This window comes from Kitasatospora sp. NPDC048296, assembly GCF_043201815.1.
Taxonomy (GTDB): domain Bacteria; phylum Actinomycetota; class Actinomycetes; order Streptomycetales; family Streptomycetaceae; genus Kitasatospora.
The window spans coordinates 92,161-116,616 of sequence record NZ_JBICZB010000018.1 but is presented as its reverse complement, the minus strand read 5'-3'; the positions used below and the strand labels follow the sequence as shown (position 1 = coordinate 116,616).

Annotated in this window: 18 protein-coding genes; 9 read left to right on the top strand and 9 right to left on the bottom strand. The window is 72.6% G+C overall.

Annotation, left to right across the window (positions count from 1 at the left end; all coding sequences use genetic code 11):
• Window positions 1-1,872 precede the first annotated feature (1,872 nt).
• Genes ACGF12_RS14100 through ACGF12_RS14090 form a run of 3 tightly spaced genes read left to right on the top strand, consistent with a single transcriptional unit; the run spans window position 1,873 to window position 4,122 of the window.
• On the top strand, window positions 1,873-2,595 hold the full coding sequence (locus ACGF12_RS14100; RefSeq protein WP_393028566.1) for a hypothetical protein: 723 nt from the start codon (window positions 1,873-1,875) through the stop codon (window positions 2,593-2,595).
• Complete coding sequence (locus ACGF12_RS14095; RefSeq protein ID WP_393028565.1) at window positions 2,592-3,065, top strand: MarR family transcriptional regulator; 474 nt, start codon at window positions 2,592-2,594, stop codon at window positions 3,063-3,065. Before ACGF12_RS14100 ends, ACGF12_RS14095 begins: the two co-directional genes overlap by 4 nt.
• 25 nt (window positions 3,066-3,090) lie before the next feature.
• The gene (locus ACGF12_RS14090) at window positions 3,091-4,122 is read left to right on the top strand and encodes an ATP-dependent DNA ligase (RefSeq protein ID WP_393028564.1); all 1,032 of its coding nucleotides are present in this window, start codon (window positions 3,091-3,093) and stop codon (window positions 4,120-4,122) included.
• An 8-nt stretch (window positions 4,123-4,130) separates the two neighbouring features.
• On the opposite strand, the gene ACGF12_RS14085 is transcribed toward ACGF12_RS14090, so the two are convergent.
• From ACGF12_RS14085 to dnaE, 4 genes are all read right to left on the bottom strand, one after another.
• Window positions 4,131-4,439, bottom strand: a complete 309-nt coding sequence (locus ACGF12_RS14085; protein WP_393028563.1) for a WhiB family transcriptional regulator — start codon at window positions 4,437-4,439, stop codon at window positions 4,131-4,133.
• A gap of 341 nt (window positions 4,440-4,780) precedes the next feature.
• On the bottom strand, window positions 4,781-5,476 hold the full coding sequence (gene lexA, locus ACGF12_RS14080) for a transcriptional repressor LexA (protein WP_393028562.1): 696 nt from the start codon (window positions 5,474-5,476) through the stop codon (window positions 4,781-4,783).
• Between the two features lie 40 nt (window positions 5,477-5,516).
• The gene (locus tag ACGF12_RS14075; RefSeq protein ID WP_393028561.1) at window positions 5,517-6,590 is read right to left on the bottom strand and encodes a hypothetical protein; all 1,074 of its coding nucleotides are present in this window, start codon (window positions 6,588-6,590) and stop codon (window positions 5,517-5,519) included.
• Between the two features lie 41 nt (window positions 6,591-6,631).
• Window positions 6,632-10,048, bottom strand: a complete 3,417-nt coding sequence (dnaE, locus tag ACGF12_RS14070) for a DNA polymerase III subunit alpha (protein WP_393028560.1) — start codon at window positions 10,046-10,048, stop codon at window positions 6,632-6,634.
• Window positions 10,049-10,387: 339 nt separating this feature from the next.
• Here dnaE and ACGF12_RS14065 point away from each other — a divergent pair, with 339 nt between their 5' ends.
• Window positions 10,388-12,922 carry a DEAD/DEAH box helicase gene (locus tag ACGF12_RS14065; RefSeq protein WP_393028559.1) on the top strand — a complete coding sequence of 845 codons (2,535 nt, stop codon included), beginning with the start codon at window positions 10,388-10,390 and terminating at the stop codon, window positions 12,920-12,922.
• A 222-nt stretch (window positions 12,923-13,144) separates the two neighbouring features.
• Here ACGF12_RS14065 and ACGF12_RS14060 read toward each other — a convergent pair whose 3' ends face one another.
• Complete coding sequence (locus ACGF12_RS14060; protein ID WP_393028558.1) at window positions 13,145-13,450, bottom strand: hypothetical protein; 306 nt, start codon at window positions 13,448-13,450, stop codon at window positions 13,145-13,147.
• The gene (locus ACGF12_RS14055; protein ID WP_393028557.1) at window positions 13,447-14,145 is read right to left on the bottom strand and encodes a DUF1524 domain-containing protein; all 699 of its coding nucleotides are present in this window, start codon (window positions 14,143-14,145) and stop codon (window positions 13,447-13,449) included. Before ACGF12_RS14055 ends, ACGF12_RS14060 begins: the two co-directional genes overlap by 4 nt.
• Window positions 14,146-14,669: 524 nt before the next feature.
• On the opposite strand from ACGF12_RS14055, the gene ACGF12_RS14050 reads away from it, so the two are divergent.
• Both ACGF12_RS14050 and ACGF12_RS14045 read left to right on the top strand, forming a co-directional pair.
• Window positions 14,670-16,406: a hypothetical protein gene (locus tag ACGF12_RS14050; protein WP_393028556.1), complete on the top strand. Its 1,737-nt coding sequence runs from the start codon at window positions 14,670-14,672 to the stop codon at window positions 16,404-16,406.
• Between the two features lie 115 nt (window positions 16,407-16,521).
• Entirely contained in the window at window positions 16,522-17,031 is a 510-nt protein-coding gene (locus ACGF12_RS14045) for a hypothetical protein (RefSeq protein ID WP_393028555.1), read from the top strand.
• Window positions 17,032-17,229: 198 nt separating this feature from the next.
• Here ACGF12_RS14045 and ACGF12_RS14040 read toward each other — a convergent pair whose 3' ends face one another.
• The 3 genes from ACGF12_RS14040 to ligA all read right to left on the bottom strand — a co-directional run bounded on the left by ACGF12_RS14040 (window position 17,230) and on the right by ligA (window position 21,267).
• On the bottom strand, window positions 17,230-17,865 hold the full coding sequence (locus ACGF12_RS14040) for a hypothetical protein (protein ID WP_393028554.1): 636 nt from the start codon (window positions 17,863-17,865) through the stop codon (window positions 17,230-17,232).
• A complete protein-coding gene (locus ACGF12_RS14035; RefSeq protein ID WP_393028553.1) occupies window positions 17,865-18,890 on the bottom strand; it encodes a hypothetical protein in 1,026 nt (341 codons plus the stop codon). The genes ACGF12_RS14040 and ACGF12_RS14035 overlap by 1 nt, the downstream gene beginning before the upstream one ends.
• Before the next feature lie 343 nt (window positions 18,891-19,233).
• A complete protein-coding gene (gene ligA / locus ACGF12_RS14030) occupies window positions 19,234-21,267 on the bottom strand; it encodes an NAD-dependent DNA ligase LigA (protein WP_393028552.1) in 2,034 nt (677 codons plus the stop codon).
• A 930-nt stretch (window positions 21,268-22,197) separates the two neighbouring features.
• Here ligA and ACGF12_RS14025 point away from each other — a divergent pair.
• The 3 genes from ACGF12_RS14025 to ACGF12_RS14015 all read left to right on the top strand — a co-directional run bounded on the left by ACGF12_RS14025 (window position 22,198) and on the right by ACGF12_RS14015 (window position 24,324).
• On the top strand, window positions 22,198-22,545 hold the full coding sequence (locus tag ACGF12_RS14025; RefSeq protein WP_393028551.1) for a hypothetical protein: 348 nt from the start codon (window positions 22,198-22,200) through the stop codon (window positions 22,543-22,545).
• Between the two features lie 257 nt (window positions 22,546-22,802).
• On the top strand, window positions 22,803-23,198 hold the full coding sequence (locus ACGF12_RS14020) for a hypothetical protein (protein WP_393028550.1): 396 nt from the start codon (window positions 22,803-22,805) through the stop codon (window positions 23,196-23,198).
• Between the two features lie 79 nt (window positions 23,199-23,277).
• A complete protein-coding gene (locus ACGF12_RS14015; RefSeq protein ID WP_393028549.1) occupies window positions 23,278-24,324 on the top strand; it encodes a hypothetical protein in 1,047 nt (348 codons plus the stop codon).
• The last annotated feature ends 132 nt before the right edge of the window (window positions 24,325-24,456 follow it).

Genomic DNA, 24,456 nt, shown 5'->3' with positions numbered 1-24,456 from the left:
GGGGCGGAGGCCTGGCGGCCTCGCCCCTGGCCTGGCGGCCAGGGCGGCCCTGGCGGGCCGTCAGGCACGCCCCCTCCGGCGCCTGGCGGCGCCTCAGATTGTGGCGGGGAATGGGCGGGTGAATGGCTGGCCGAATTGGCCGGTGGCCAATTCGCGGGAATGCGGCGGCCCCTGACGGGGCCTCGGTTGGGGGTGCCTGGGGTGGTGTCAGGGCCGTTGGCCCTGACTGGTGGCGGGCGTCCCCCGGCCGGTGGCCGGTCGGGTGGCATGGCCCGGGTTGGCGGGGTACCGGGCAGGGGTGCCCGCCAGTGGCGGGCCGGTCGCCCGTACCCGTTTTGACGTGTTTCCTCGCTAGAAGGGACAAGGGCCGGGAGGCTTCCGGCCGGTGGCCGGGCGGTCCGTCAGGAACGCCACCGGGGGCGGCGCCCGGCCCCCGGGCACCCCGGCGGGCCGGTGGCCCGCACCGGGCCCCCTGACAGCCTGTGAGCCCCCTCCCCGGGGCGCAGCACCGGCAGTACCCCTCCCCGGGGGAAGGCCTCCCCCGGGGCGCAGCCGATACTGACCGGCACTCATCCCCGGGGGGCCGCCCCGGTGGGGCGGACAGTACCCCGTCCCGCCCGGTGCGAACAGGAAACGCATTCCCCGGAATCGGCGAAACGCATTCAAAGAATGCAGGACTAGACCACTTATCGGCGAATACACGCCCCAGAATTCCCGGAAAGGCCGTTCGTTGCCGCCCCGGAAAACCCCGAGAAAGGAGCAGCGGACACCACCCGAAACCCCCGCCCGGCCGCCCCGGAAACACCAGCCCGGGGACGGCCGCCAAACACCCCGGGCCGGTGGCCCGGAACCCCTCCCCCACCACCCCCCGCACCAGCCACCACCCCCAAGCCGGCGACCACCCCCACCACGGCCCCACACACCCCCACCAACCACCCACCAGCACCCCACGCCACCAACCACGCCCAGAACTCCGCCCAACCCCCCACAACCACCACCACAAGCCACAGCACCCCCGACCGACACCAGAACGCACCCCCAGCCGACAGCAGGGCGCAGCCCCGGCCGGTGGCCGGGACCCCCGAGACGACGACCAGCCCCCAGCCGACCCACCCACGCCGAGCACGACCGCCAGGAACACCGACCGGTAGCCGGACCCAACCCGGGACCACCACCCAGGCGCACCACGCCCGGCCGCAGGCCGGGACCCCACCGGACATCACCACCCGGCCGAGCGTCGAACGGACCGACACCCCACCCACACAGGCCCGGCCGGAGGCCGGGACACAGCAGCACCGACCGGAGACCGAGGACCAGGACCAGACCGACGCCCAGCAACCCCACCACCGGGCCGCCCCGCCCCAACCCCAACCAGGCCGCCAGGCCCCCGCCGAAGGCCCACCAACAGCCAGCGCAGCACCACCCAACCCGCACTCGCGGTGGATGGCAGGCGTCACCGAGGGCTCGTATCGGGGTTGGGCCTGTCGACTGGGCGAGGGCCCAGCTGTATAGAAGGTAGAACGAAGACGTTTCCGCAGGTCATGCACCATCTCTAGTGATCACGGTGTCCCCTCAGTCGCGACATCGCGACCCCGGGATGTACCGACTGGGGAGACACGGACGCGGCGGAATGTCGCAAGGTTGCGACATGAAAACCCGGGGAAATGTCGCAACCTTGCGACATTTGGCGCCTGCCGCCGACGTCGGCGATCCCGAGCCGATCACGAGGGCTTCGATACCTACGGTGTCCCCCAGGGGGGACACCCGACACGCGGAATGTCGCAAGGATGCGACATCGGGGTCCAGGGGTCCTGACATACTGCTGCCTCAGCTCAAGATCCATCACCGAAGCGACCGTGGGAGACCCACCCCGTGCCAACAGAGCCCGCGCGCCGCCGCCGCACAGCACCAAAGGCCTCCCCACAGCAGCCGGCACTGCCGATCGAGAACCCTGCTGACGCCTGGGCCAGCCCGCTGTCCCCGGTCAAGGACGTCAGCAGCCTGGACGATGTTGCCCAGCGCTACCCCAACCGGAAGCTCACCCTGGAGGCCCAGCGCAAGACGCTGGAGATCTACTCCACCGAGCCGAACCAGCAAGGCGCCTTCTCGCTCGACTCGCTGGACTTCCTCCTCGTCATCGCCCAGTTCTTCCGCGAGGCCCTGCCTCTTCGGGTGATCTTGGTCCTGATCGCCGGACAGAAGGCCGGCGGACGGGTGCCGCTGACCCAGGAGGAGATGGCCACGATCCTCGACGTCAACCGGACCAAGGTGAACGAGGCGCTCAGCCAGGTCATGGAGCACGGGATCGTCTTCATGGTGAAGCCCGGGGTCTACCAGTGGAATCCGCCCTACAGTTACCGAGTGGCGGAGTTCATCCCGGGTACAGAGCTGGTGCCCGCGCAGTACGTGCGGGTCGAGCAAGCCGATACGATCTCCAAGATCCGTGGAGACAAGTCCCTCCCCGACCTTGTCCGGTTCCCCTCGCTTGAGAAGATGCGCATCGCCATCGACGAACTCCGTCGGCAGCGCGCCGAAGAGCGAGCGGCGCGGCGCAGGGCCCGTCAGGAGAAGTCCGACGAGAGGAGCGAGTCGTGAGCCAGCTGCACTTCGCAGCAGTCAACTGTGACGGCATCGTCGCCGACCTGGACATGGGGCCCGCGGCATACCGGATCCTGCTGAAGCTCCGGGCCCACAGCGAGGCCGGCGGGCGCATCGACATGGACCAAGCTGGAATCGCGCAGCTGGTCGGTATCGCCAGGACCACGGTGATCGCCGGAATGAGGGACCTGCTCCTCGCGCGGCTCCTCACCCGTGTGCGCAACGGGAACTACAAGCTCAACGCCATGATCGCCGGGTACAGGTCGCCGGAAGACGCGGTGGCGGCAGTGGCCGTCATGCCTGCCGAGGAACGCCTCACCCACCCCGACTTCGTCAAGAACTACCGCGAGGCCGCGGCCCAGTACCAGGACCAGCTCGCGGAGCAGCGCAAGAAGCGCGCCAAGGCCGCAGCCGCGAAGAAGGCCGCAGCCGAGCGCAGTCGGCGACGCCTCCACGCGGTCGGCTAACCCTCGACGGCCGAGGAGCCGTGACGTGAAGGCACCGCCACGGCCTCGCAGCGGTGGAGGCCGGCCTGGGCGGTGTCCGGCCTGCGGGCCGATCCTGGAGGTGTGGCGTCCCGAGCAGCTGCCCCGAAGGTCCGTCTTCCCCACATCGAGCCCATGCTGGCGACGGCTGGACCGCTGCCGACCGGTCCCGGTTGGTGGGCAGAGGCGAAGTGGGACGGGGGCCCGCTGTCTCGCCTACAGGGAAGGCACAGACGTACGCCTGGTCGGCTGGCGCGGGACGGACTACACCGCGCGCTTTCCCGAGGTCGCCGGGGCGCTCGTCGACGTGCCGGGGCCGCTGCTGCTGGACGGCGAACTCGTGGTAATGCGGGAAGGGCGTCCGAGCTTTCACGGCCTCCAGAGCAGGATCCATCGCTCGCGGCCGGCTTCGGTGCGAGCTGCGGCCAGGGCGGCCCCGGCCATGCTCGTGCTCTTCGACCTGGTGCACACCGATCGCCCGCAGTTCTCCGTGCCCTACGAGGAGCGGCGCGGCCTCCTGGAGGCGCTCGGCCTGGACCGTCCGCGGGTCCGGGTTCCACCCGCCTGGGCATCGGCGGAGGAGGCCTTCGCCTGGACCCGCGAGCGTCGTCTCGAAGGTGTCGTCGCGAAGCGGGCCGGCTCGCTGTACCGGGCCGGGGCACGCTCCCGGGACTGGATCAAGGTGAAGCACCTGCTGGTGGCCGATGTCGTGATCGGCGGCTGGATCCCCGGCGGCCGCAACGGGGCCACGGTGCGCACGGTCCTGGTCGGCGTTCCCGCCGGCCAGGGCGGCCAGCTCGTGTTCGTGGGCGCGGTTGGCACCGGCTTCGACGACGCCGAGCGCCGCGCCCTGGCCGCCGCCCTACGCCGCCTCTCCGCGCCGCTCAGCCCGTTCGCCGGCACCGCCGGAGGCCTCGGGCTGCCGAGGGGCACCGAGGTCCGCTTCGTGACCCCGCAGCTCCACGCCGAAGTCGAGTTCCTCGAACTCACCGAGGGCGCGCGGCTCAGACATCCGGTCTGGCGCGGCCTGCGGGGCTGAACGACGGCTCACGCGGCCGAGCGGCGCCGTTCGCCGGCCTCCCGCTCGTGCTCGGTCCTGGCGGCCTCCAGGAGATCGCGCCACGAGGCGACGGTCGGCCGGCGGCGCAGCAGGGCGCGCCGCTCCCGCTCTGTCATGCCACCCCAGACTCCGAACTCGATCCGGTGGTCGAGGGCGTGGGCCAAGCACTGGGTGCGGGAGGGGCAGCCGGAGCAGGTGGCCTTGGCGCGGGCCTGGTGGGCGTGGTCGGCGAACATCTCGTCCGGATCGGTGGTTCGGCAGGCGGCCGCTTCCCGCCAGTCGTCTTCGTGCAGCACTGGTGTCCTCCCCCGCTTCGGTGCTGGGCTCAATCTAGGCGATCGGGATCACGTGGTCGAGGATTTACCGGAAATGATTTTCTGGACCTCGGTTCGAAGCTTTCTCTATTTCTTGTCACGTTCCCCTTGCCGGGATTCTTCCTGGGTCGCTTCTGGCCGGTTTATCGGGGAGTTTTTGCCTGGCCACGGTTCCACGAGGTCAGTCCTGCGGTGCGCCGCGGCGGGACAGGGGTGTTCATCGGGTTGTCGGCTCGGCGGCTGGCGGCTTGCGGTGGCCGCCCGCCGTGTCATTGGAAAGGCTGCCATGGATGGTTCATCTGAACTGGTGGCGGGGCGGCGGGTCAGAGGCTGCGGAGGACGGCGACGACCCGGCCTAGGATGGTCGCCTGATCGCCCGGCAGGGGCTCGTAGGCCGGGTTGGCCGGCATGAGCCAGGTCTTCCCGTCGCGGTGCCGCAGCCGCTTGACGGTGGCTTCGCCGTCGATCATCGCGGCGACGATCTGGCCGTTCTCGGCCGTCGGCTGCCGTCGGACGGTGACCCAGTCGCCGTCGCAGATGCCCGCTTCGATCATGGAGTCGCCCTTGACGGTGAGGGCGAACAGCTCGCCGTCGCCCACGAGTCGGCGGGGAAGCGGGAAGACGTCCTCGACGCTCTGCTCGGCCAGGATCGGGCCGCCTGCGGCGATCCGGCCGACCAGCGGTACGAACGAGGTGGACGACGAACCGAAGGCCCCGGTTGCCGGTGGTGTGGGGTCCCCGAGGCGGTGGTCCGCCAGTACGTAGGCGCGGGGGCGGTGCGGGTCCCGGCGGACGACGTGCATCTTCTCCAGGCGTCCGATGACGTGGGAGACCGAGGAGGTCGAGCTGAGTCCCACCGCCTTGCCGATCTCCCGCATGGAGGGTGGGTACCCGCGGTTCTGGACGAAGTCTCGGATCGTGTCGACGACCTGGCGCTGCCGGTCCGTCAGGCCGTCGGCGCCGACGCGGATGCCGGGCGGCCGGCCCGCGCGGACGGGCAGGGCGATGTCCTCCGCCACGGTGTGGTCCTCTCCTTGGGGATCTTGGTGGACTGGCACTCTACGCCCGCCTGCCGTAGTGGTCTACGAACTTTCCGTGGTTACCAGGGCGTCCACCTGCGCCGATGATGCGCGAGCGGGTCGCGGAGGTCAGTGCCGCGGGGGTCAGGGCGCCGGTGCCGAAGCGGGCGTTGGCGCGGTCGATGACGGGCTCCAGCGTCCGCGCGTTCTCGGTGGGTCGGTCGAAGGTCAGCTGGACCGCTGCGGACTTGTGGTCGCGGAGGTCGCCGGTGCGGGCGGTGACGGCTCGTACCCGGGCCCGTTGCAGGCCGAGCCGGGCGTGCAGGCCGTAGAGGGCGTCGCGCAGTGCCGGGCTGTGGCCGGTGGCCTCGGGCAGGGTCCGGGAGCGGGTGGTGCTGGAGCGGTCGGCGAAGGTGACCTGGAGTTCGACGGCGCGGGCGGCCTGGCCGGCGGCACGGAGGCGGTTGCCGAGGTCGGTGGCGAGGTGGAGGAGCGCGCGGCGTACCTCGTCGGGGTCGAGGACGTCGTGGTCGAAGCGGGTGGTGGAGGAGATGGTCGCGGGCGGTCCGGAGGGGGTGACGGTGCGCCGGTCGGTGCCGTGGGCGCGTTCCAGCAGCAGCCGGCCGGTGGCGGCGCCGGCGATGCGCTGCACGGTGGCCGGCGGGAGGCCGGCGAGCTCGCCGACGGTTCCGATGCCGTACCGGCGGAGCTTCTTCTCCAGGGCGGGCCCGATGCCGGGCAGGTGGCGCACGTCCTGGTGGTGGAGGAAGGCGAGCTGCCGGTCCGGGTCGTCGGGCAGGACCTGGACGGTGCCGGGGGTGGCGGTGTCGGCGGCCAGGGTGGCGAGCATGCGGCTGGGTCCGATGCCGCCGGTGGTGACCAGGCCGTAGCGGGCGGCCAGCCGGGTCTGGAGCAGATCCGCCAGACCGGCGGGCGACAGCCCGAAGTAGCCGACGGCGCCGGCGAGCTGGAGCAGCGCCCGGTCCGGGGGCAGGGCCTGGACGACGGGGGTGATGTCGCCGAGGACGGCGAACAGGGCGCGGTAGGTCTCGAACGGGGCCCGGTGGACGTGCAGGTGCAGGATCGTCGCCGGGGTGTTGGAGGTGGTGGTCATCGTGGGCTCCCCGGGGCCTGAGTGGTGCGTGCGCATGCCGATCACCCTGCTGAGCCTTGGGAGGCGTGCCACATGCGGCCGGCGCCGCCCGCGCCGCTGGGGCGGTGGTTCTGGCGGCCGTCGTCCTGGTGCTCGGGATCTGCCGTCCCGGGGGTGGCGAGGAGGGCGCGGACGGCTGCCGTGCCGCCTTCGGCACGTGCCCGGGCGAGGTCGGCGAGATCCCAGGCCCGGTGTCCGACCACCGAGAGGGAGCGGCCTCGGTGCTGGAGCTGACCCCGTACCAGCAAGAGCCAGGAGTGGAAGAGGGTGCGCGCGCTGGCCTCGGCGTCGGGACCGGAGAAGAACGCGAGGTCGACGGGGAGGCCGCCCGCTCCGTCGTCCAGCGTGACAAAGATCGTGCGGCGGCCGGACTTCTGCGGCGGGGTCTGGATCGCGACCTTCGCCCCGGCGACCAGCACCGTCTCTCCGGCCTCGACGTCGCGCAACTGGGTGGAGGGGGTGACGCCAAGCTCGGCCAGCAGCGCGTGGTGCTCGGCCATCAGGTGCTGGGAGGCGTCCAGGCCGATGACCTCCAGCTCGGCGTCCAGCTCTTGACCGGCGGTCATGGCGGGCAGGCCGGTCGGGGCGGGGGATTCGGCGGGGGCGGGCAGGGCGAGCTGGTCCGGCACGGCGGTCGAGCGGTGGCCGTGGTGGAGCTCGTCCAGGAGCAGCAGCAGGTCCCGGCGGGGCCGGGTGCCGCCGGGTACGGCGGTCATGGCGCCGATGCGGGCGAGGTTCTGGGCGGTGGGCAGGGAGGGGCGGGCCCGCTCCCACAGGTCCGGGATCGAGGTGAAGGGGCGGGCGGCGGTGATCCGGTTGATCTCCTCCGCCGTGATGCCCTTGACGGCGGCGAGGGCGATCCGCAGTCCGTCCCGGCCGTCCGGTCCGGTCTCGACCCGGTAGCCGGCCTCGGAGGCCTCGACGCACACCGGCAGCACCGGCACGCCGTGGCGGCGGGCGTCGGCCAGCAGCAGGCGCAGCGGGTACATCCCCGGCTCCGCTTCCATGATCCCGGCGTAGAACGCGGGCCCGAAGTGCGCCTTCAGCCAGGCACTTTGGAGGGTGATGACGGCGAACGCGGCCGAATGCGAGGCCGGGAATCCGTAGGCGCCCATGCCCTTGAGCTGCTCGAAGGTCGAATCGACGACCCGCTGGTCGTAGCCGGCCTCGGCGGCGCGGGTGCGGAACCACGTCTCCAGGGCGGGCAGGCGCTCAGGGCGGCTGAGGGCGCGGCGGGCCTCCTCCCCCATCGCCAGATCGGTCCGGGTCAGCACCGAAATGACCTTCGCCACCTGCTCGTTGAACACGAGCACGCCCAAAGTCGGGGACAAGGCGGGGATAAGGTCCGGGTGCGGGTAGCGCACCGGCTGCCGGCCGTGCCGGGCGGCCAGCCACGGGCGGATCATGTCGGCGGCCACCGGCCCGGGGCGGAACAGCGCGAGCTGCACGACCAGGTCGAGGAAGCTCCTCGGTTGGGCGCGGCCGAGGAGGTCGCGCTGGCCGGGGCTGTCGATCGAGAAGACGCCGAGGGACTCGCCCTCGCGCAGCAGGGCGTACGCTCCTTCGTCGTCCAGCGGCACCTGAGCCGGGTCGTCCAGGTCGATCGCGCGGCCGGTGGTGCGCTCGATCTCGGACAGCGCGTACGACATCGCCTGCATCGTCCGGTTCCCGAGGATGTCCAATTTCAGGCAGCCCAAATCCTCGACATCCTCCTTGTCGAACACGCTCATGGGCAGGCCGTCCCCGGGGGTGGGGAGCACCGGTGTGCGGGCCAGCAGGGAGTCGTCGGAGAGCAGCAGGCCGCAGGGGTGCATCGCCTGGCCGCGGGGCAGGGCGTCCAGGTCCTCGATCAGGTCCCAGAAGCGGGTGCCGTAGCGGTCGGCGTGCTCGGCGACCTGGCGCAGCTCGGGCAGCTCGGCCATCGCCGAGCGCGCGTCCTTGGCCCGGATGTGCGGGAACGCCTTGGCGAGCCGGCCCGCCTCCTCCGGGTCCAGGCCCGTGGCGAGGGAGACGTCGCGGATCGCCCACCGGACCCTGTACGTCTCCGGCATCGCGACCGCCGCGACGCGGGAGCTGCTGAAGCGCTCCAGCACCAGGCGGTAGCAATCGATCCGGCGGTCCGCGGGCACGTCGACGTCGATGTCGGGCAGCGAGCGGCGCCGGAATGACAGGAAACGCTCCATGATCATCAGGCCGTGTTCGAGCGGGTTGACCGCGGAGATGCCGAGCAGGTGCACGATCAGGGACCCGGCGCCGGAGCCGCGCGCGGACACCCGCACCCCGGCCTGCTTGAAGTCGGCGACGATCTGGCTGACCGTCAGGAAGAAGGTGGACCAGCCCAGGCCGGTCGCCACCTGAAGCTCCTCGGCCAGCCTCTGGACCGCGTCCTGGTCGTGGTCCATGCCGCGCTCGGCCAGCGCCGACTCGCACCGCTCGCGCAGTACCCGAGCCGATGAGCCCGGCAGCAGACCGAGCCGGTCCTCCTCCGGGAATCGGACACTGCCGATCCCCAGGTCGGACGCGGGGTCCAGTCGGCACTCGGCCGCCGTGCGGGCGGTCACCGCCAGCAGCCGCTGCCCGCCGGACGGCCCCTGGCCGGCCGCCTGCGCGACCTCCACGGCGAGCTCGGCCATCTCGGCGGGCCCCTTGAGCCACCGCTCGCCGTTGCACACCGCGCCACGCTGTACGGGGCGCAGTAGCCGGGCGGCGTCCAGGACGTCGGCGATCGGTCCCTGGCCCGGGTCGGCGTAGCGGGTGGCGTTGGTGAGGACGGCGAGCAGGTCGAGGTCGGCGGCAAGTCCCACGGTGCGGGCGGCCAGGCGCAGACTGCCGGGGCCGGTGCCGGTGCGGCGCAGGTGGACGGCTTCCAGGCGCAGGTGGGGGCCGAACCAGGTCCGCCACGGTGCGAGCAGTTCGGTGGCGCGGTCGGGTCGGCCGGCGGCGAGCGCGCGCATCGGCTCCGAGCTGGGGCCGAGGAGGACGGTGAGGCCGTCGGTGTGGGCGGCGAGTACCTCCAGGGGGACGACGGGCTGGCCGCCGCCGCGCTCGGCCCGTACCGCCCATGCGGCGGTGATCAGCGCGCACAGGTTGGCCCAGCCGGTGCGGTCGCGGGCCAGCAGGGTGATCCTCGGCGCGGACTCGTCGACGAAGGCCCCTCCCCTCGCCGGGGCGCGGCGCTTGTCGCCGGGCCGGTCGGGCTGCTCGACCAGGCCGACGGCGAGATCGGCGCCGAACAGCGGCCGCACCCCGGCGGCGGCGCAGGCCTTGGCGTGGCGGACCACGCCGGAGACGGTGTCCCGGTCGGTCAGCGCCAGCTCGGTGATGCCGCGCTCGGCGGCCCGCTCCGCGAGCGCGGCCGGCAGGGATGCTCCGTAGCGGACCGAGTAGCCCGAGGCGGTGTGCAGATGGGCCGCGAGCACCCTGCGTCGCCTCCTGTCCGGTTGCCCCCTTCTTCGTCTCGTCGTCTCCGGCTCCCCTCCGGCACTCCATTCGATAACATGTTCGATTACCGGCGCAAGCTGCATTACCGCAGGTGGGGGCCATGGAACGGTACGTGCGCGTTGCTTCCCCCGGTCTGCTTCCTGCGCGGAGACCTCCACGAGCCCCGCTGGGACCGTTCGACCCCCATGCCCCCAAGCCGCGGATGCGGAAACTCCGAGGAGGCGAGACCCGGGCAAAACACTTCGTAGCCACGGGGAAAGGCGAGGATGATGTGGGTCACTGGCGTCACTGCTCGACCCGAGGGGAACCCACATACGATGCCGCTTGACTGGTCCCGCGTCGGCTCTGGGCACAAGGAACCGCTGCTGCGTCCCCGTGAAATCTACGCGGCGCTGGCGAGCCGGCCATGGCCCTACCTGCGGCACGAGCAGGGCGAGGTGCTGGAGAGGTGGTTCGCGCGCCGTACCGACCGGGACATGGTGATCAAGCAGAACACCGGCGGCGGTAAGACGGTCGTCGGCCTGCTCATCGCGCGCAGCACGCTGAACGAAGGCGTGGGCAAGGCCGTCTACCTCGCGCCGGACACCTACCTGGCCGCACAGGTGCGGGCGGAGGCGGACCGGCTGGGTCTGGCCGCCACCGGCGACGCGGACGACCTGGCCTTCCGCTCCGGCCAGGCGATCCTGGTGACCACGTTCCAGAAGCTGATCAACGGCAAGTCCGTCTTCGGGGTGGCCGGTGACGGCCGGCCGGCGATCGACCTGGGGATCGTGGTCGTCGACGACGCGCACGCGGCTTTGGCCACCGCGGAGGGTCAGTTCCGGCTGACCGTGGCGGCCGACCACCCGGCCTACGCAAAGCTCCTCGCGCTCTTCGCCAACGACTTGGAGGCGCAGTCTCCGAAGGCGTGGGCGGACGTGCGCGCCCATGACTTCACCGCTGTGGTGCGCATTCCCTTCTGGTCGTGGCAGGCCCGCCAGAGTGAGGTCATGGCCGTCCTTCACCCGCACGCCCGGGACGAGGGCTTCAAGTTCGAATGGCCGCTGATCGCGAACGTGCTGCCGCTGTGCTCGGCCACCGTCACCAGCCGCGGGGTGGAGCTGCGCCCGCCGTGCCTGCCCATCTCGATGATCCCCGCCTTCGACAAGGCCACCCGGAGGGTGTACCTGACCGCCACGCTCGCCGACGACAGCGTCCTGGTCACCGACCTCGACGCCGACCCGAAGCAGGTGCAGCTTCCGGTCACCCCGGGCAGCGCCGCCGACCTGGGCGACCGCATGATCCTGGCACCCGTCGCTCTCAACCGCTCCCTGGGCGACGAGGCCGTGCGAGTCCTGGCCCGGCAGCTCGCCGACGGCGACCGCGATGGCGACAACGTCCCGGACGCCCCGCCGGTCAACGTCGTCGTGCTCGTCCCCAGCGAGAAGGCCGCCGCTGCATGGGAGCCCTATGCCGACCGCATTCACTACGTCCGCAACCTCGAAGCCGGTGTCGCGGAGCTGAAGGCCGGCCATGTCGGCCTCGTGGTCATGGTCAACAAGTACGACGGCGTCGACCTGCCCGGCGACGCGTGCCGGGTCCTGGTCCTGGACGGCGTCCCCCGCCCGATGGACGCCACCGAGCGACGCGAGGCCGCCGTGCTCTCCGGCAGCCCCACCTTGCTGGCCCGTCAGATTCAGCGCATCGAGCAGGGCATGGGCCGCGGAGTACGCGATAGCGAGGACCACTGTGTGGTGCTGCTGCTCGGCAGCGACCTTGCGGTAGCGACCCACGACCCGCGCCAGCGCGCACTGCTCTCCCCGGCCACCCGCGCCCAGGTCGAACTCAGCCGCGACATTGCCGACCAGATCCAGGGGGAGGGCCTGGACGCCGTGCGCTCCGCGATCGGCGCGTGCCTGGACCGGGATCCGCAGTGGGTGGCGGCCAGCCGCCGGGCCTTGGCCGAGATCCGATACGCCGACAGCGGCATCGTGCGACCGGAGGCCGTCACATCCCGGCAGGCGTTCGACCTGGCGGCCACCGGCCGGCTCCGCGACGCCGCCGACACGATGCAGCGCGCCACGACGGACGTCGAGGACCCTGCTGTCCGAGGACTGCTGCTTGAACAGCGGGCCGCCTACCTCAACCACGTCGACCCCGCCGCGGCGCAGCGCATGCTGGTCAAGGCCCTGGAGCTGAACCCGTTTGTGCTGCGTCCGGCCGCCGGGGTGGTGCCGGCGCAGCTGCGGGCCGCGGCCGTTCAGGCGAAAGCGGCGGCGGGGTTCCTGGAGCAGGAGTACACCGATGGCATGTCGCTGGTGCTCGGCGTCAAGGCGCTGATGGACGAGGTCGTCTGGGGCGACGAGAGGCGAAGCGACGCGGCGGAGGCGGCCTGGTTGAGGTTGGGGCTCCACCTCGGCGTGGCCAGCACCCGGCCGGAGAAGTTGTACGGGACGGGCCCGGACAATCTGTGGGCGCTGACCGACGAGCGGCACGCGGTGATCGAGCTCAAGACGGGGTGCAGCACCGAGACGATCGCCAAGAGCGACCTGGACCAGCTGGGTGGAAGTGTCCGCTGGGACGCGACGACCCACGCCGGCGTTAAGTCGCTGGCGGTCATGGTGCACCCCAGCCCGGTGGTCGATGCCCGGGGCACGGCCGTGGACGGCATGCGGGTCGTGACCCCCCAGAAGTGGGAGGCGCTGAAGAGGGCCGTGACCGTTTTCGCCGTCGCGCTGGCGGACGGGAACGGCCGCTGGCGCGACGAGCAGGCCGTCGCCGAGCAGTTGGCGGTCGGAAAGCTCATGGCGGGCGGGTTGTTCCAGACGTATGGCGAGACGCCGCGTCCGCAGGAGTTGAAGGCCCAGCGGTAGCTGACGTCATTACTCGACCGCCCCGTCGTCGAAGCCGCGCTTCCAGTAACCCCGCCCGAACCGCCGACCTGGGGCGGCCGGACCGCTCGGGGGTTCGGCCGGCCGCTCTTCCACGGTGCGGCCGACAGGCCGAGGCGGCAGTCCGGGCTACGCCAAGGAGGTGCTGCGACGGAGCGGCCGATAGGCCGCACGGACGGCGGCTGGCGCGGGACGGGGCGAGGTTCAGTGACCGGCATCGGCGGCGGTGGCCGCGCCGCCCCGCCGGACGGCGGCCGTCATCGCCCGGTGGGCGGCTTCGGCCTCGGACGCCGTGGTGGCGGGCACCGGAGACCCCTCCACGGTGTACCACTCGTCGGCGCCGTCGTACTGGATGTGCAGGATCGCCTGGCGGCTGTCCCAGGTGGTGCGCAGGGTGAGGTCCCCGGTGATGACGCCGACCTCGACGGTCATGACGCCGCCGGGGCCGGCCGCGATGCCGGCGGTGACGACGGGCTCGGTCCGGGCGTAGGGCTGGTCCGGGGTCGTCATGAGCCCGCCGGGCAGGTGTCGAGCATCTGGCCGACCGCGGCCTTCTCCGGCTTGGTGACCGTCAGCTTGTAGTAGCTCTTCACGTTCGTCCAGGCCTTGCCGTAGTTGCACCATGCCGACTGGAGCGGCGGCTTCCACTGGTCCGGGGTCTGGTCGCCCTTGCTGCGGTTGGAGGCGGCGGAGACCGCGAGGAGCTGCGGCCTTGTCAGGTCATTGGCCAGGCCCTTGCGCTGCTCGTCGGTCCAGCTGTCAGCCCCGGCCCGCCAGGCCGCCGCAAGCGGAACCAGGTGGTCGATGTCGATCTTGCTGGGGTCGTTGACGGTCAGGCCGTCGTACGGGCTGACCCAGTTCCCGGAGGTGGGCTTGCACTGGGCGTCGGTGGTCACTGCCTGTCCGTCGCGCTTAAGCACCGCCTCGCGGACGTCGCAGTTTTGCCCCTGCGAAGCCCAATGCGGGAACCGGTCCCGGCTGTACCCGGTCATTGGCCGCAGCTCGGCGACGGTCAGCGCCTCCAGCTCGACCCGCGCCGCCGACACCGACGAAGGCGCGGGCCCCGGCCAGGCCCCTGCGGTCGCGGGCGGCACCGGCTTGGCCTGGCTCTCGTGACCGGCCGGCTTCGAGCACGCGCCGAGTGAGCCCACGAGAAGCACGACGCCCGCCCCCGCCGCGGCCCGACGCAAGTACAGAGAGGACATACGCATAGCTGACAGCCTGCCCACCCTGACGCTCCATCACCAAAACGGCACGCCACAAGACCACCGTGGTCTGCGCAACACCGTGGCGTCGGTGCAAGCCGACTCGGTGCACCTCCTGCTGGCCGTACGGCCCCCGCCCGGCCGCAGGGTCCGCACAGCCTGAAGAGCGCTGGACGGATCGGCGGGCCGACGGGCGCGACGAAGGCGCAGCGGGTCGGCAACTACAGGAGGACCATCGCGAGCATCAGGGCGGCGATGGTGATCACCAGGGCCAGCAGCACGATGGGCTCGACCATCGCGCCGCCGCGGCCAGACAGCTGACGGCTCATTACGCTCCCCCCTTCGTGCGCCCGGCAGCACGATAGCCGATCAAGCACCGCCGACGGTCAACGCGGAAGGTTGTTACTACACAGACGAGTGGCTGTCGGGCGATGCCAGACACTTGCCGTGCACCAGTTCGTTGGCCGGGTGGCGCCGTCCGCCCGGCGCCTTTTCGATGTTCCGCCGCGCTGTGGAGGCCGTGTATGGGTCTGACCGTGCAGACGCTGAGTTTCAGGTCCGTCCTCCATGCCCGGTGGTCCGTCGTCTTCGACCACCTGGGCGTGGAGTGGGAGTACGACCAGCGGGCGTTCCCCCTCGGTGGCGGCCTCACCCACCGCCCGGCGTTCTGGCTGCCCCAGCAGCGCATCTGGTTCGACGCGATCGGCCCTGCCGGCCCGAACGACGTGGCGGCCTGGCCGCGCTTCGCCTTCGCGGCCCTGCCCGAAATTCCGGAGGCGGACAGCTGCGTGCTCGTCGACCTCCGGGAGGAGCACTCGATCCTGCCCGCCCGGCTGCCGGAGCGCTGGCGCGGGCGGGCTCTGCTGGCCACGGGCTCCATGCCCACGGCGGACCAGACGGACCCGTGGGACGGCGGCGATCTGAGGATCTTGGGGGACGACTACTACCAGTGGACCCTGTGCCCCGAATGCGGCCAGCTGGGGGCCGAGTACGCCGGCTACGCCAACCGCATGCCCTGCCACTACGACCACCGGGCCCACGAGGCCAGCAACAGCGCCGACCCGCTGATGCTCGCCGCCTACCGGGCAGCCGCCGACGCCGAGGTGGTGAGCAGCGGCGAGTACACCTGGGACCCGTTCACCCAGGAGCACCAGGGCGGCTGGGAGCGGCGGGTCCTGGTCGACGAAGACCTGTGGCACCGCGACCGCCTCGCCCGCCGGGTCTGCACCGCCGACTGCTGGTCGACCGCCAGCGCCTGGCGGGAGACCGCCCGGGCGGACCTCGACGGCTGCCTCGACGAGAGCGAGGCCGGGGCGTGCACAGCCTGCCCCGGTACGGTCTGCACCCAGTGCGGGACGCGGCCCGCGCCGGGCCCGGGCGAGTTGTGCCTCGGGTGCCGCCCGCTTCGGCCGCCGCTGGACGAGACCGCTGCCCGACACCTGCTCAACTCGCTGGCCGGCAGCATCAGCGCCCGCAGCGGGATGCCGATCGCCAGCGTGCAGTACCAGATCAACGGGCACGTCGGCGTCCGCCGGCGGGCCGAGGCGACCTTGTGGTGCATCGCCCAGGCCCTCGACTTCGCCACCGAATGGCTCACCGGCCTCGGATGGACGCGCTGGCCCCCGCCCGCGCCGGACCGGTCGGACGCCGCGCAGGCTCAGCCCGCGGCCCGCCCGCAGGTCGCCAGCACCCTGCCCGCCCCGCGCGTGGTCATCACGGCCCGCATGGCCGGGACCTGCGGTCTGTGCCTGGACGACGTCTACGAAGGCGACAGCATCGGGCGCATCGAGATCCCTGCCCAGAGCCGCTACGGAGATCCCGGCTGGCTGTGCCAGCACTGCCTGCGGCTGCGCCGTCATGCCCCGCGGCTGCGCGACGTCGCCCTGCGGATCTTCCACCGGACCTGGGCAGGGCAGCATGCCAGCCTCAACCAGCTGGAGGTCCGGCTGCTCGCCGACGCGCTCACCGCCCGGCTCGCCGACCCCGGGGAGAGCCCGTCCGCTGCGGCGGAGGCGATGCTCGGTCGGCTGAGGCAGGTCCTGGACGACGGCAAGCCCGCGAGCCTGGGTGGCAGCGAGACCGCCGACGTGATCCAACTGCTGGCCGGCCGCTCCTGGGACGGCGGGGACCAGGTCGTCCTGGACGCCGTCGCCGCGCACCTTCGCGAGTGGCGCGAGGCCGCCTCCATCGGATACGGCCGGCCCCGGACGCTCAGGGCGCAGACTCCCCTGCGAAACTGCACCGCCCCATACCCGGTGTAGGGCCCCGCCCAGAAGCTGGCACCGCCGTTCGGCCCCGGCCACAGCAGCCCTCCTCGGGGGCCTCCTCCCTCCTCCGCGCGCAGGACGGGCCGGCGCCTCGGTGTACCGTCCCACAATGAGCAGCCCGACCCCTGACCTCGACCTCGTGATCGAGACTGCCATCGAGGACACCGTCGCCACGGCCAGCCCGGTATCGGGCCGCTGGATGACCGCCGAACTCGAACGGCGCGGACCGGAAGCAGTGTGGACCGGAGCCTGCCAGCTGCTTGCCCCATTGGCCGCCCGGCCCGCCTACGGGCAGGACCCGGCGCAAGGCACCGACCGGCTGCGCGCTGTCGTGCGGTCAGCCCAGCCGGACGTCGCCTTGGCCTTGGCGGTGCGTCTCGCCTACCAGGTCGAAGGCGAGGAGGGCGCCGCCGGAATCTGGGAGGCCGAGGACATCGAGCTCCAGCGAGCGGCGCTCATGCACCTACTCATCAGCTACTGCTTCAGTATCGGCTTCGGCGGACGCCGGCTGGGCGCGGCGCCCACCGTGGCGCTCATCCGGGAGGCATTCCTGAACCGCCCGGCCCGTCCGGCTGCTGCACCGCTTGTGGCAGGCGCCCCAGAACCGCAGGGCGGATGACGCCGACCTCACCGCTGCCTCAGGATCGGACGACCCTGGCGACACCACAGCGCCGACGCCCGGCCCTGTCCGCGCTGCCGCGATTCCCGGGGCCGGGCCCAGCAGTGTGGTCAGAGCAGCGGCATGCTGCTGGAGCGCGGGCAAGGCCACGACCGGGCGCACCCCGCCGAGGCCCGATGGCGGAGCCCCAACTGCGGGTCAGCGCCCACTGTCGAAGGTCCCGAACAGGCGGGCAGCGGCCGTCGTGCTGTACCCGTAGAGGTCCTCTGGGTCGCGCCCCTGCGCGGCGATCTCGGCGGCCACCACGACCCGGTGTTCGGCGTGCTCCTGCTCGGTGACCGCGTCCCAGAACAGCCAGCGCCCGCCGGTGTGCGGCGGCTGAGCGAGGACAGTCCGCACGGCGAAAGGATCGTCTCCAACGAGCAGGAAGCCGTCCGCGTGCATGATGTGCAGCAGTTCCCGGGTGCAAGCCCCGCTCGCGGCCGCGGCCGGCCACGTCGTGGCCAGTTGCCGAGCGAACCGGTCGACGGGCACTTCCGATACCTCGCCGGGGCCGATGAGGCAGTGGAGGACGCCCCTGGCGATCATGCTGTCCAGGACCAGCGCGGCGGCGGGGACCTGTCCTCCGTACACCGGGGCCAGCCACATGATCCAGCGTCTGGTCTGCTCGGTGATGCCGGGCCGGTCGGGCACCTCACCGGGCTGAAGGTCCCACCACGGCATGTCGGTGTCGTTGTAGAAGGCGCCGGGCGGTTGCAGGCTGCGCAGCAGCGGCGGCCGCCACGCCGGGACCGGCCGCTCGCGGCGGACCCGGCCGGGCTTGCGGCGGCCCATCAGCTCATCACCTGCTCGGCCTGGGCGCGGGCGTCGGCCCACGCGTCGAGCGCCTCGGTGGTGGGTTCGCACAGCGGAACCCACCCGCCGGGGACCTCGCCGTTCTCAAAGCGGCGCAGCAGCGCGTCCGCTCCGGCTCCGGCACCGTCGGGACCCCAGGGCCGGGCGGTGGAGATGACCAGGACCTCGCCCAGTGCGCACGCGGCCGCCACCCAGTCGTCCGTCAGCGCGGTCACGGCGGTGTAGAGCGAACGGGCCGGCTGCCCGCCGTCCTCCAGGCAGGTGCGCAGAGCGATCCAGGAGGGGGCGAGCGAGCTGCCGGTGCGGTGCTCGATCCGCGCCGTCCAGCCGTACGGGGCGTCGCCGCCGTCCATCCCGAGGCCGAGCTCCTCCCGTACGTAGTCCTGCCACAGCTGCTCCTGCTGCTGCGATCCCATGAGGCCGGCGAGCTGCTGGGTGTAGAGCCGCAGGATCGGAGTGGGCCTGCCGTCGTGGTCGGCGAGCAGCGGAGCGACGTAGGGCCGGTAGACGGCGTAGACGGCCTGGCCTTCATCGGGCCGGCCGTCTCCGTCCAGCGGTGCCCAGGACAGCTCGACCTCGGCTGGCTCCTGGGGGACGGCGGCGGGAACGGCCCAGCGGATCGCGGACGGCGCGCAGGCGTGGTGGGCAGAATGGACGGCCAGCACCCCGGGGTAGGGGTTGAGGTCCGGGTCGTAGCGGCTCAGCAGCAGGGTGACGGAGGTGTCGGTGGTCTGGGGGTTGCCCGGCTCGTCGCACCAGTGGCAGGTGTAGCGGCCCACAGCTCCCGGCAGACGGATCTTCTTCAACCAGGCGGCCCAGTCGGTCCGGCAGTTGCGCTGGAGACCCTCGCCCCGGCCCAGCGCGAGGATCTCGTCGGACAGGACCAGCCGAGGCGGCCGGAGACCACCGTCGATGATGCGGGCCGCTGCGGAGTGCGTGAGGCCCAGCTCCGTCTTCAGGTGTTTGATGGCCTCTCGCCGACCAGCGGAGGAGTTCTTCGGCACGACAGCTTCTTCCCACCGGGTGCCCACACCATCCCGGCCGGGCGCGAAGGGTGCCAGAGCAGGGCGAAACCAACGCGGGCCCTCACTTGGACCGTTGGCCGCCAAGTGGTCACCGGCCGGTGTGGGCGGGGTGACGGCGGCGAGGAACGTGCGCGTCCTGCTCCGCTCGCACCCTACCGCAGCCTCAGCGGGCGACGGGCGACAACTTGGCGGCGGTGTCCTGGCCGGTGCGGCCAGGGGGCCTCGGTACTCGGTGGTGTGCCTGTCCGGCGTTGCGTCCTGCACGCGGAACGCCGTCTGCCCTGACGTGGCCGGAGCGGGGATCGCCCCGGCCGGTCGGGGGTCAGGTCAGGTAGGCGGCGACCAGGTCGGCGAACTCGTCCGGGGTGACGATCCGCACGCCGAGCTCCTCGGCCTTGGTGCGCTTGGAGCCGGCCTTCTCACCGGCCACCAGCAGGGTGGTGCGCTTGGAGACGGAGGAGGACGCCTTGCCGCCCGCGCGTTCGATCAGCTCGTTCATCTGGTTACGGGAGAGCTCGGCGAGAGCACCGGTCATGCTGCCGGTGACCACGACCGAGCCGCCGGCGAGCGGGCCAGCGTCGGCGTCGGTGTTCTCTCCGGTGGCCGCAGCGGCCGGGGCCGTTTCAGCGGTGCCCACGCCCAGCGCCGCGAGGCGGTCCAACAGCGGGGCGAGCTCGGCGAGCTCGGCAACGACGACCCGAGCCTTCTCCGTCCCGATGCCATCCACCGCCGCCAGCGTCTCGGCGTCGGCGGCGCGGATCGCCGCCATGGAACCGAAGTGGGCGGCGATCCGCCGGGACATCGTGCGCCCCGTGCCCCGGATACCGAGAGCGCAGAACACCCGGTTGAGCGGCTGCGTGCGGGCGGTCTCGATCGCGGCGAGCAGGTTGTCGGTGCTGGTCTCGCCCATCCGCTCCAGGCCCAGGAGCTGCTCGCGGGTGAGGGTCCACAGGTCGGCAAGGTCGGCCACCAGCCCGGCCTCGACCAGCTGCACGGCCCGGGTGCCGCCCAGGCCCTCGATGTCGAGCTGGTCGCGCCCGGCCGCGTAGATGATGGAGGCGACCGCCTGGCAGCCGCGGCCGCGCACGCAGCGCCAACGCTGTTCCGCGCGGTCGATGGAGTCCCCGCAGCGCGGGCAGACCTCAGGGAACACGATCGGCCGCTCCTCACCGGTGCGCTCCTCCACCAACGGCGCCTCCACGCGCGGAATCACGTCGCCGGCCCTAAGTACGTAGACCGCGTCACCAAGCATCAGGCCGCGGCGGGTGATGTCGGCGGGGTTGTGCAGGGTCGCGTAGGTGACGGTGACGCCGTCGATGACGACCGGCTCCAGGACGGCGCGCGGGGCGATGATGCCGGTGCGCCCGACGTTCCACTCGACATCCAGCAGCCGGGTGACCTTGTGCTCGGCGGCGAGCTTGCGGGCGACCGCCCAGCGCGGTGCACGCGAACCCGACCCCGCCTCCCGCTGGTCGGCCGCGGCGTCGGCCTTGACCACGACGCCGTCGATGCCGAACGGCAGCTCGGGGCGCAGCGCGGCGATCTCGTCGATCCGCTGCTGGGCCTCCTCCAGCGTGGCGCAGCGCGCCGGGCGGGCTGCGGTGGTGGCGGCGGTGTTGGCCCCCAGGTCGGCCAGGCGCTCCAGCAGGGCGCTGTGGGTGAGGTCGTTGTCGAGGCCGACCGCGCCGTAGCCGAAGAAGGTCAGCTCGATGCGGTAGGGACGGTCCTTGGCACGCAGGGTGCCGGCGGCGCCGTTGCGCGGGTTGGCGAAGGGGACGGCGCCGTGGGCGGTGCGCACCTCGTTGGCGTGCTCGAACTGCTCGCGGGTGAGCAGGACCTCGCCGCGCAGCTCGACATCGACGGGCTCGGCGAGCGCGGCGGGCAGGCCCAGCACGGCGTCGGCGGCGTGGCTGATGTCCTCGCCCGCAAGGCCGTCGCCCCGGGTGATCAGCCGCTCCAGGCGCCCGGCGCGGTAGCGGGCGGCCACCGCCAGGCCGTCCAGCTTGGGCTCCACGCACCAGCCGTTCACCGGGCGGCCCAGCCGCCGCTCCAGCCCGGCCGCCCAGTCCGTCAGCTCCTCGGCGGAGAAGACGTTGTCCAGCGACAGCATCGGCACGCTGTGCGGCACGTCGCCCTGGACCGCGCCGCCGGCGACCTTCCCCGTGGGCGAGTCCGGCAGGACCTCCTGCGGGTGCGCCTCCTCGTAGGCGGCGATCGTCCGCACCAGCGCGTCGTACTCGTCGTCTCCGAGCGGGGTGGCCCCGTCGGTGTAGTACGCGGCGGCGGCCTGGACGGCCGCGGCAACCGCGTCGGCGTAGGCGGAGGAGGACGACAGCGGAGCGGATGTATCGATCATGGGGACATCATCGCGGCCAGCACCGACAACGTAGCTACCGCCAGTTGCGGCATCTCGACCTGGCCGGTGCTGTCGCCCTCGCGGACGTCGCCCAGGCCAGTCCGCATGTTCTGGGTTGGCGAGCGGAGATGACAACCCGGGGAGCAGGCAGGGTCCGGCAACCTATCGGTGAGCTGCGGCCTGATCCGGTCGTGGATCTTGGCCGCCTTCGGAGTTCGCCAGCCGTGCCGGACTCGCCGAGCGGAGCGGCAGGCTCGCAGCGTCCACTATCGGGTGAATTGCTGCCGAATCCAGCTGGCAGTGCGCCAGCATGACGGCGTGAAGAACGCGAAGACCTGGCACGAGCGCGGAACCCACGTCGAACGCCGGCCCTCGCCGCCCGTCGGGCGCAGCGAGGCGGAGCAGGTGGTGTGCCCGCGTTGCCGGGCCGGGGCGGGCAGCCCCTGCCGCGGCGAGCAAGGGCAGCCGATCAGGCCGCACAAGCAGCGGTTCGGCGCAGCTCGGTCCCAGGCGCAGCGGTCCGGGTCCGGGGTGCGGCGAGGTGAGCCGGTGCCGATCGAGCGGATCCGTCCGGTGCCCGCGCCGGCATCGCGTGCGCAGGGTGCCGGGCGGACAGTGCGGGGTGTGCCGGTGGCCCCCGGGCCGGTGGGCGGGGGTCAACCGGTGCCGCCGCAGGAGGCGCTGGTGGTCGACTGTCCCAAGTGCGGGGTGGAGGCGGGGGCGTGGTGCCCGGGTCCTGACGGCACGGTGGGTGCCCACAGGGAGCGCAGCGCGGCCGCCCGGCAGGCGAGGCAGCACGGCCGCGGTGGGGCCGTCCCCGCGCCGCGGCTCGGGCGGCAGGTCAGCGCCGGGCAGGTCCTGGCGGTGCAGTGTCCGGCGTGCGGTGCCGCGGCCGGGCTGCCGTGTCGTGGGCCGGCGCCGCGCGGGGAGGTGCTGCCCGAACCTCACCCGCACCGGGCGCTGGAGGCCCGCAGGGAGCTGTTCGGCACCCGGGCCGCTCCCCCGGTCGCGCCTCGGGCCAAGGGCGCCAAGCAGCGCGGCCCCGGCGCCGCGGGCGGTGCGGCGGGCAACAACCCGTTCATGGCGGCCACACAGGAGCTGATGGGCAAGCGGCCCTCCCAGGCCAAGACGCGATCCAAGCTCAGCCAGAGGGAGCTGGACGCCCAGTACCGCCGGGCACTGGCCGCCAACCCGGGCCAGGCGAGCGCGATGCGTTCGGCGGGCGCCGCCCGCGGCGGCCGCGGCGCGTCCCGCAAGGGCACTGGCCTGTACGGATAGCGGGTGCCTCGCCGCGGAGTGCCGCAGACCCGCCCGGCCGGGAAGGCTCGGGCGCCGGAGCCCATCGGTCCGGGCGCCGGCATCGGGCGTGTGACGTGGAGGTTCGCCTCTCGCTAGTTCGCGGGCGGCCGGGTGCCGGTGTTCAGTCCCAGACTGTCACGGTGTTGAACCCCCCGATCGGCCCACAGGTCCGTGACCTGGCGACCGGCCGCGCCGTTGGGCGGGGCGCGATGTGGACCGACAACGAGGGGTGGACCGTGCGGAAAAGGGCTTGGGCTCTGGCAGCCGCGGTGATGCTCGCCGCCGTACCCAGCGCGGCGCTGGCGCAGAACCGCAGCTCGCAGTCCATCGGGCTGGACGCGAGCGCGGGCGACGGATCGGTGTGGGGCAACGCCCGGTTGACAGCCACCCAAGAGAACAACGGCTACCGCTTGAAGGGGTGGGTCGAGTCCGGCGCAGGATGCGTGGAGCTGAAGGCCGTGAACATGCACCTCGGCTCTTACTTGGGCGGGGACCAGATCGTGAAGACCTGCGAGACGAACGTCCAGGTCCCGGTGAACGCGTGGACCCACCACACGGACGTCGTCCTGTCGGCGATCGTCCCTCACGGCCAGGACTGGGACTCGCACATCGTCACGCTGACCGGCCGCTGACGCACGCCGCCCGTACGGCAGGGGCATCGTCTTCCCCAATTCCCTCGACGGACGGCTCCCGGTGGCCGGACACTGAGCCATGGTCTCCCCGCCCGCCGGACTGCCGGCCATCGCCACCGCTCCCCTGACCTCCGGCCTGACCTGCCCCGCTCTGGTCACCGTCGTCGACGCCTGCGCCCCGGCGCAGGTGGCCTGCGGGGCGGTGCGCGACGGTGAACCGGTCGATCTGATCAGCGCGCTGGCGGGCACCGGGCGCTCCAACCCGTTCGGCGCCGCGCACATCGTGGAGGAGCTCCAGCAGCACCTGCCGAGGATCGCCGCCAAGACCGGCGTGCCGCTCGACCAAGCGCAGGAGATGCTGTGGACGCGGATGCTGCCCGGGGTGCCAATCGTCGACCTGGCGATCGGCGACCACCTCTCCCCCGCGTCCAGGCTGCTGCTTCGCGACGACCCGACGCTTCCGGCGAGCGCCCGCGGTGACGCCGACGACGCACCAACCGCAGCCCTGGCCGAGTTCCTCGCCCCGGCGGTCATCCTGACCCAGGACTCGGTGTTCACGCGCTTCGGGCTGGCCGTCCCGGTGGACCAGTGGGTTGGCAGGGCCCACGGGCTGCTGCGCGCGGCCGGCTTCGAGACGAGCCTGTCCACCTCCGTGCTCGTCGCCGAGATCGCCGCCCGCCTCGCCGGGCAGTTCGTGGCCTGGTTCGGGCGCACTGCCGTCCGCAACCCGGTTCTCACGGGCGCCGTGGTGGCCCTGGCAGTGCTGGTCTGCCGCCACCAGGGCCTGCTGGACGCGGCCCGGTGGCGGGCCGGCGCCGTGTCCCTCAAGGAGATCGCGGCGCCGCTGCTGGAGAAGTTCGCCGCCGCCAGCGAGGACCACGCCCTGACCCGCGGCGGCCTCGTGGTGGTGGAGGCCGCCGCGGGCGAAGTGACGACCGAGCAGGCCGCCGCTCGCCACCTCACCCGAGCCGGTGCTGCCCTGACGCCGGGGCAGCTGCGGGACGCGCTGCTTGCCGACGGCACCCGGATACCCGCGACCCGGCTCAGGTCCGCGATGCGCGAGCACCCCGCGTTCACCCGGCTCCCCGGTGACCGCTACGTCCTCGGTCGTCCTGCATTGCCCTGATCCGTTCGTGGCCAGGCAGGACGACGACGGCGCACGGCTTCGCCCGGAGGCCATCGGCCCGAAGTGACGAGCGGGCGGGCTATCTCCTTGAGCGCAGCGCCCAGACAAGGGTGATGGCCTGATGGCACTGTG

Coding starts and splice junctions, on each gene's coding strand:
- ACGF12_RS14040 (WP_393028554.1), bottom strand. CDS start 17,865: ATGGGCCGCCGCAAGCCCGGCCGGGTCCGCCGCGAGCGGCCGGTCCCG.
- ligA (WP_393028552.1), bottom strand. CDS start 21,267: ATGATCGATACATCCGCTCCGCTGTCGTCCTCCTCCGCCTACGCCGAC.
- ACGF12_RS14015 (WP_393028549.1), top strand. CDS start 23,278: ATGGTCTCCCCGCCCGCCGGACTGCCGGCCATCGCCACCGCTCCCCTG.
- ACGF12_RS14045 (WP_393028555.1), top strand. CDS start 16,522: ATGAGCAGCCCGACCCCTGACCTCGACCTCGTGATCGAGACTGCCATC.
- ACGF12_RS14050 (WP_393028556.1), top strand. CDS start 14,670: ATGGGTCTGACCGTGCAGACGCTGAGTTTCAGGTCCGTCCTCCATGCC.
- ACGF12_RS14060 (WP_393028558.1), bottom strand. CDS start 13,450: ATGACGACCCCGGACCAGCCCTACGCCCGGACCGAGCCCGTCGTCACC.
- ACGF12_RS14075 (WP_393028561.1), bottom strand. CDS start 6,590: ATGACCACCACCTCCAACACCCCGGCGACGATCCTGCACCTGCACGTC.
- ACGF12_RS14065 (WP_393028559.1), top strand. CDS start 10,388: ATGCCGCTTGACTGGTCCCGCGTCGGCTCTGGGCACAAGGAACCGCTG.
- ACGF12_RS14055 (WP_393028557.1), bottom strand. CDS start 14,145: ATGTCCTCTCTGTACTTGCGTCGGGCCGCGGCGGGGGCGGGCGTCGTG.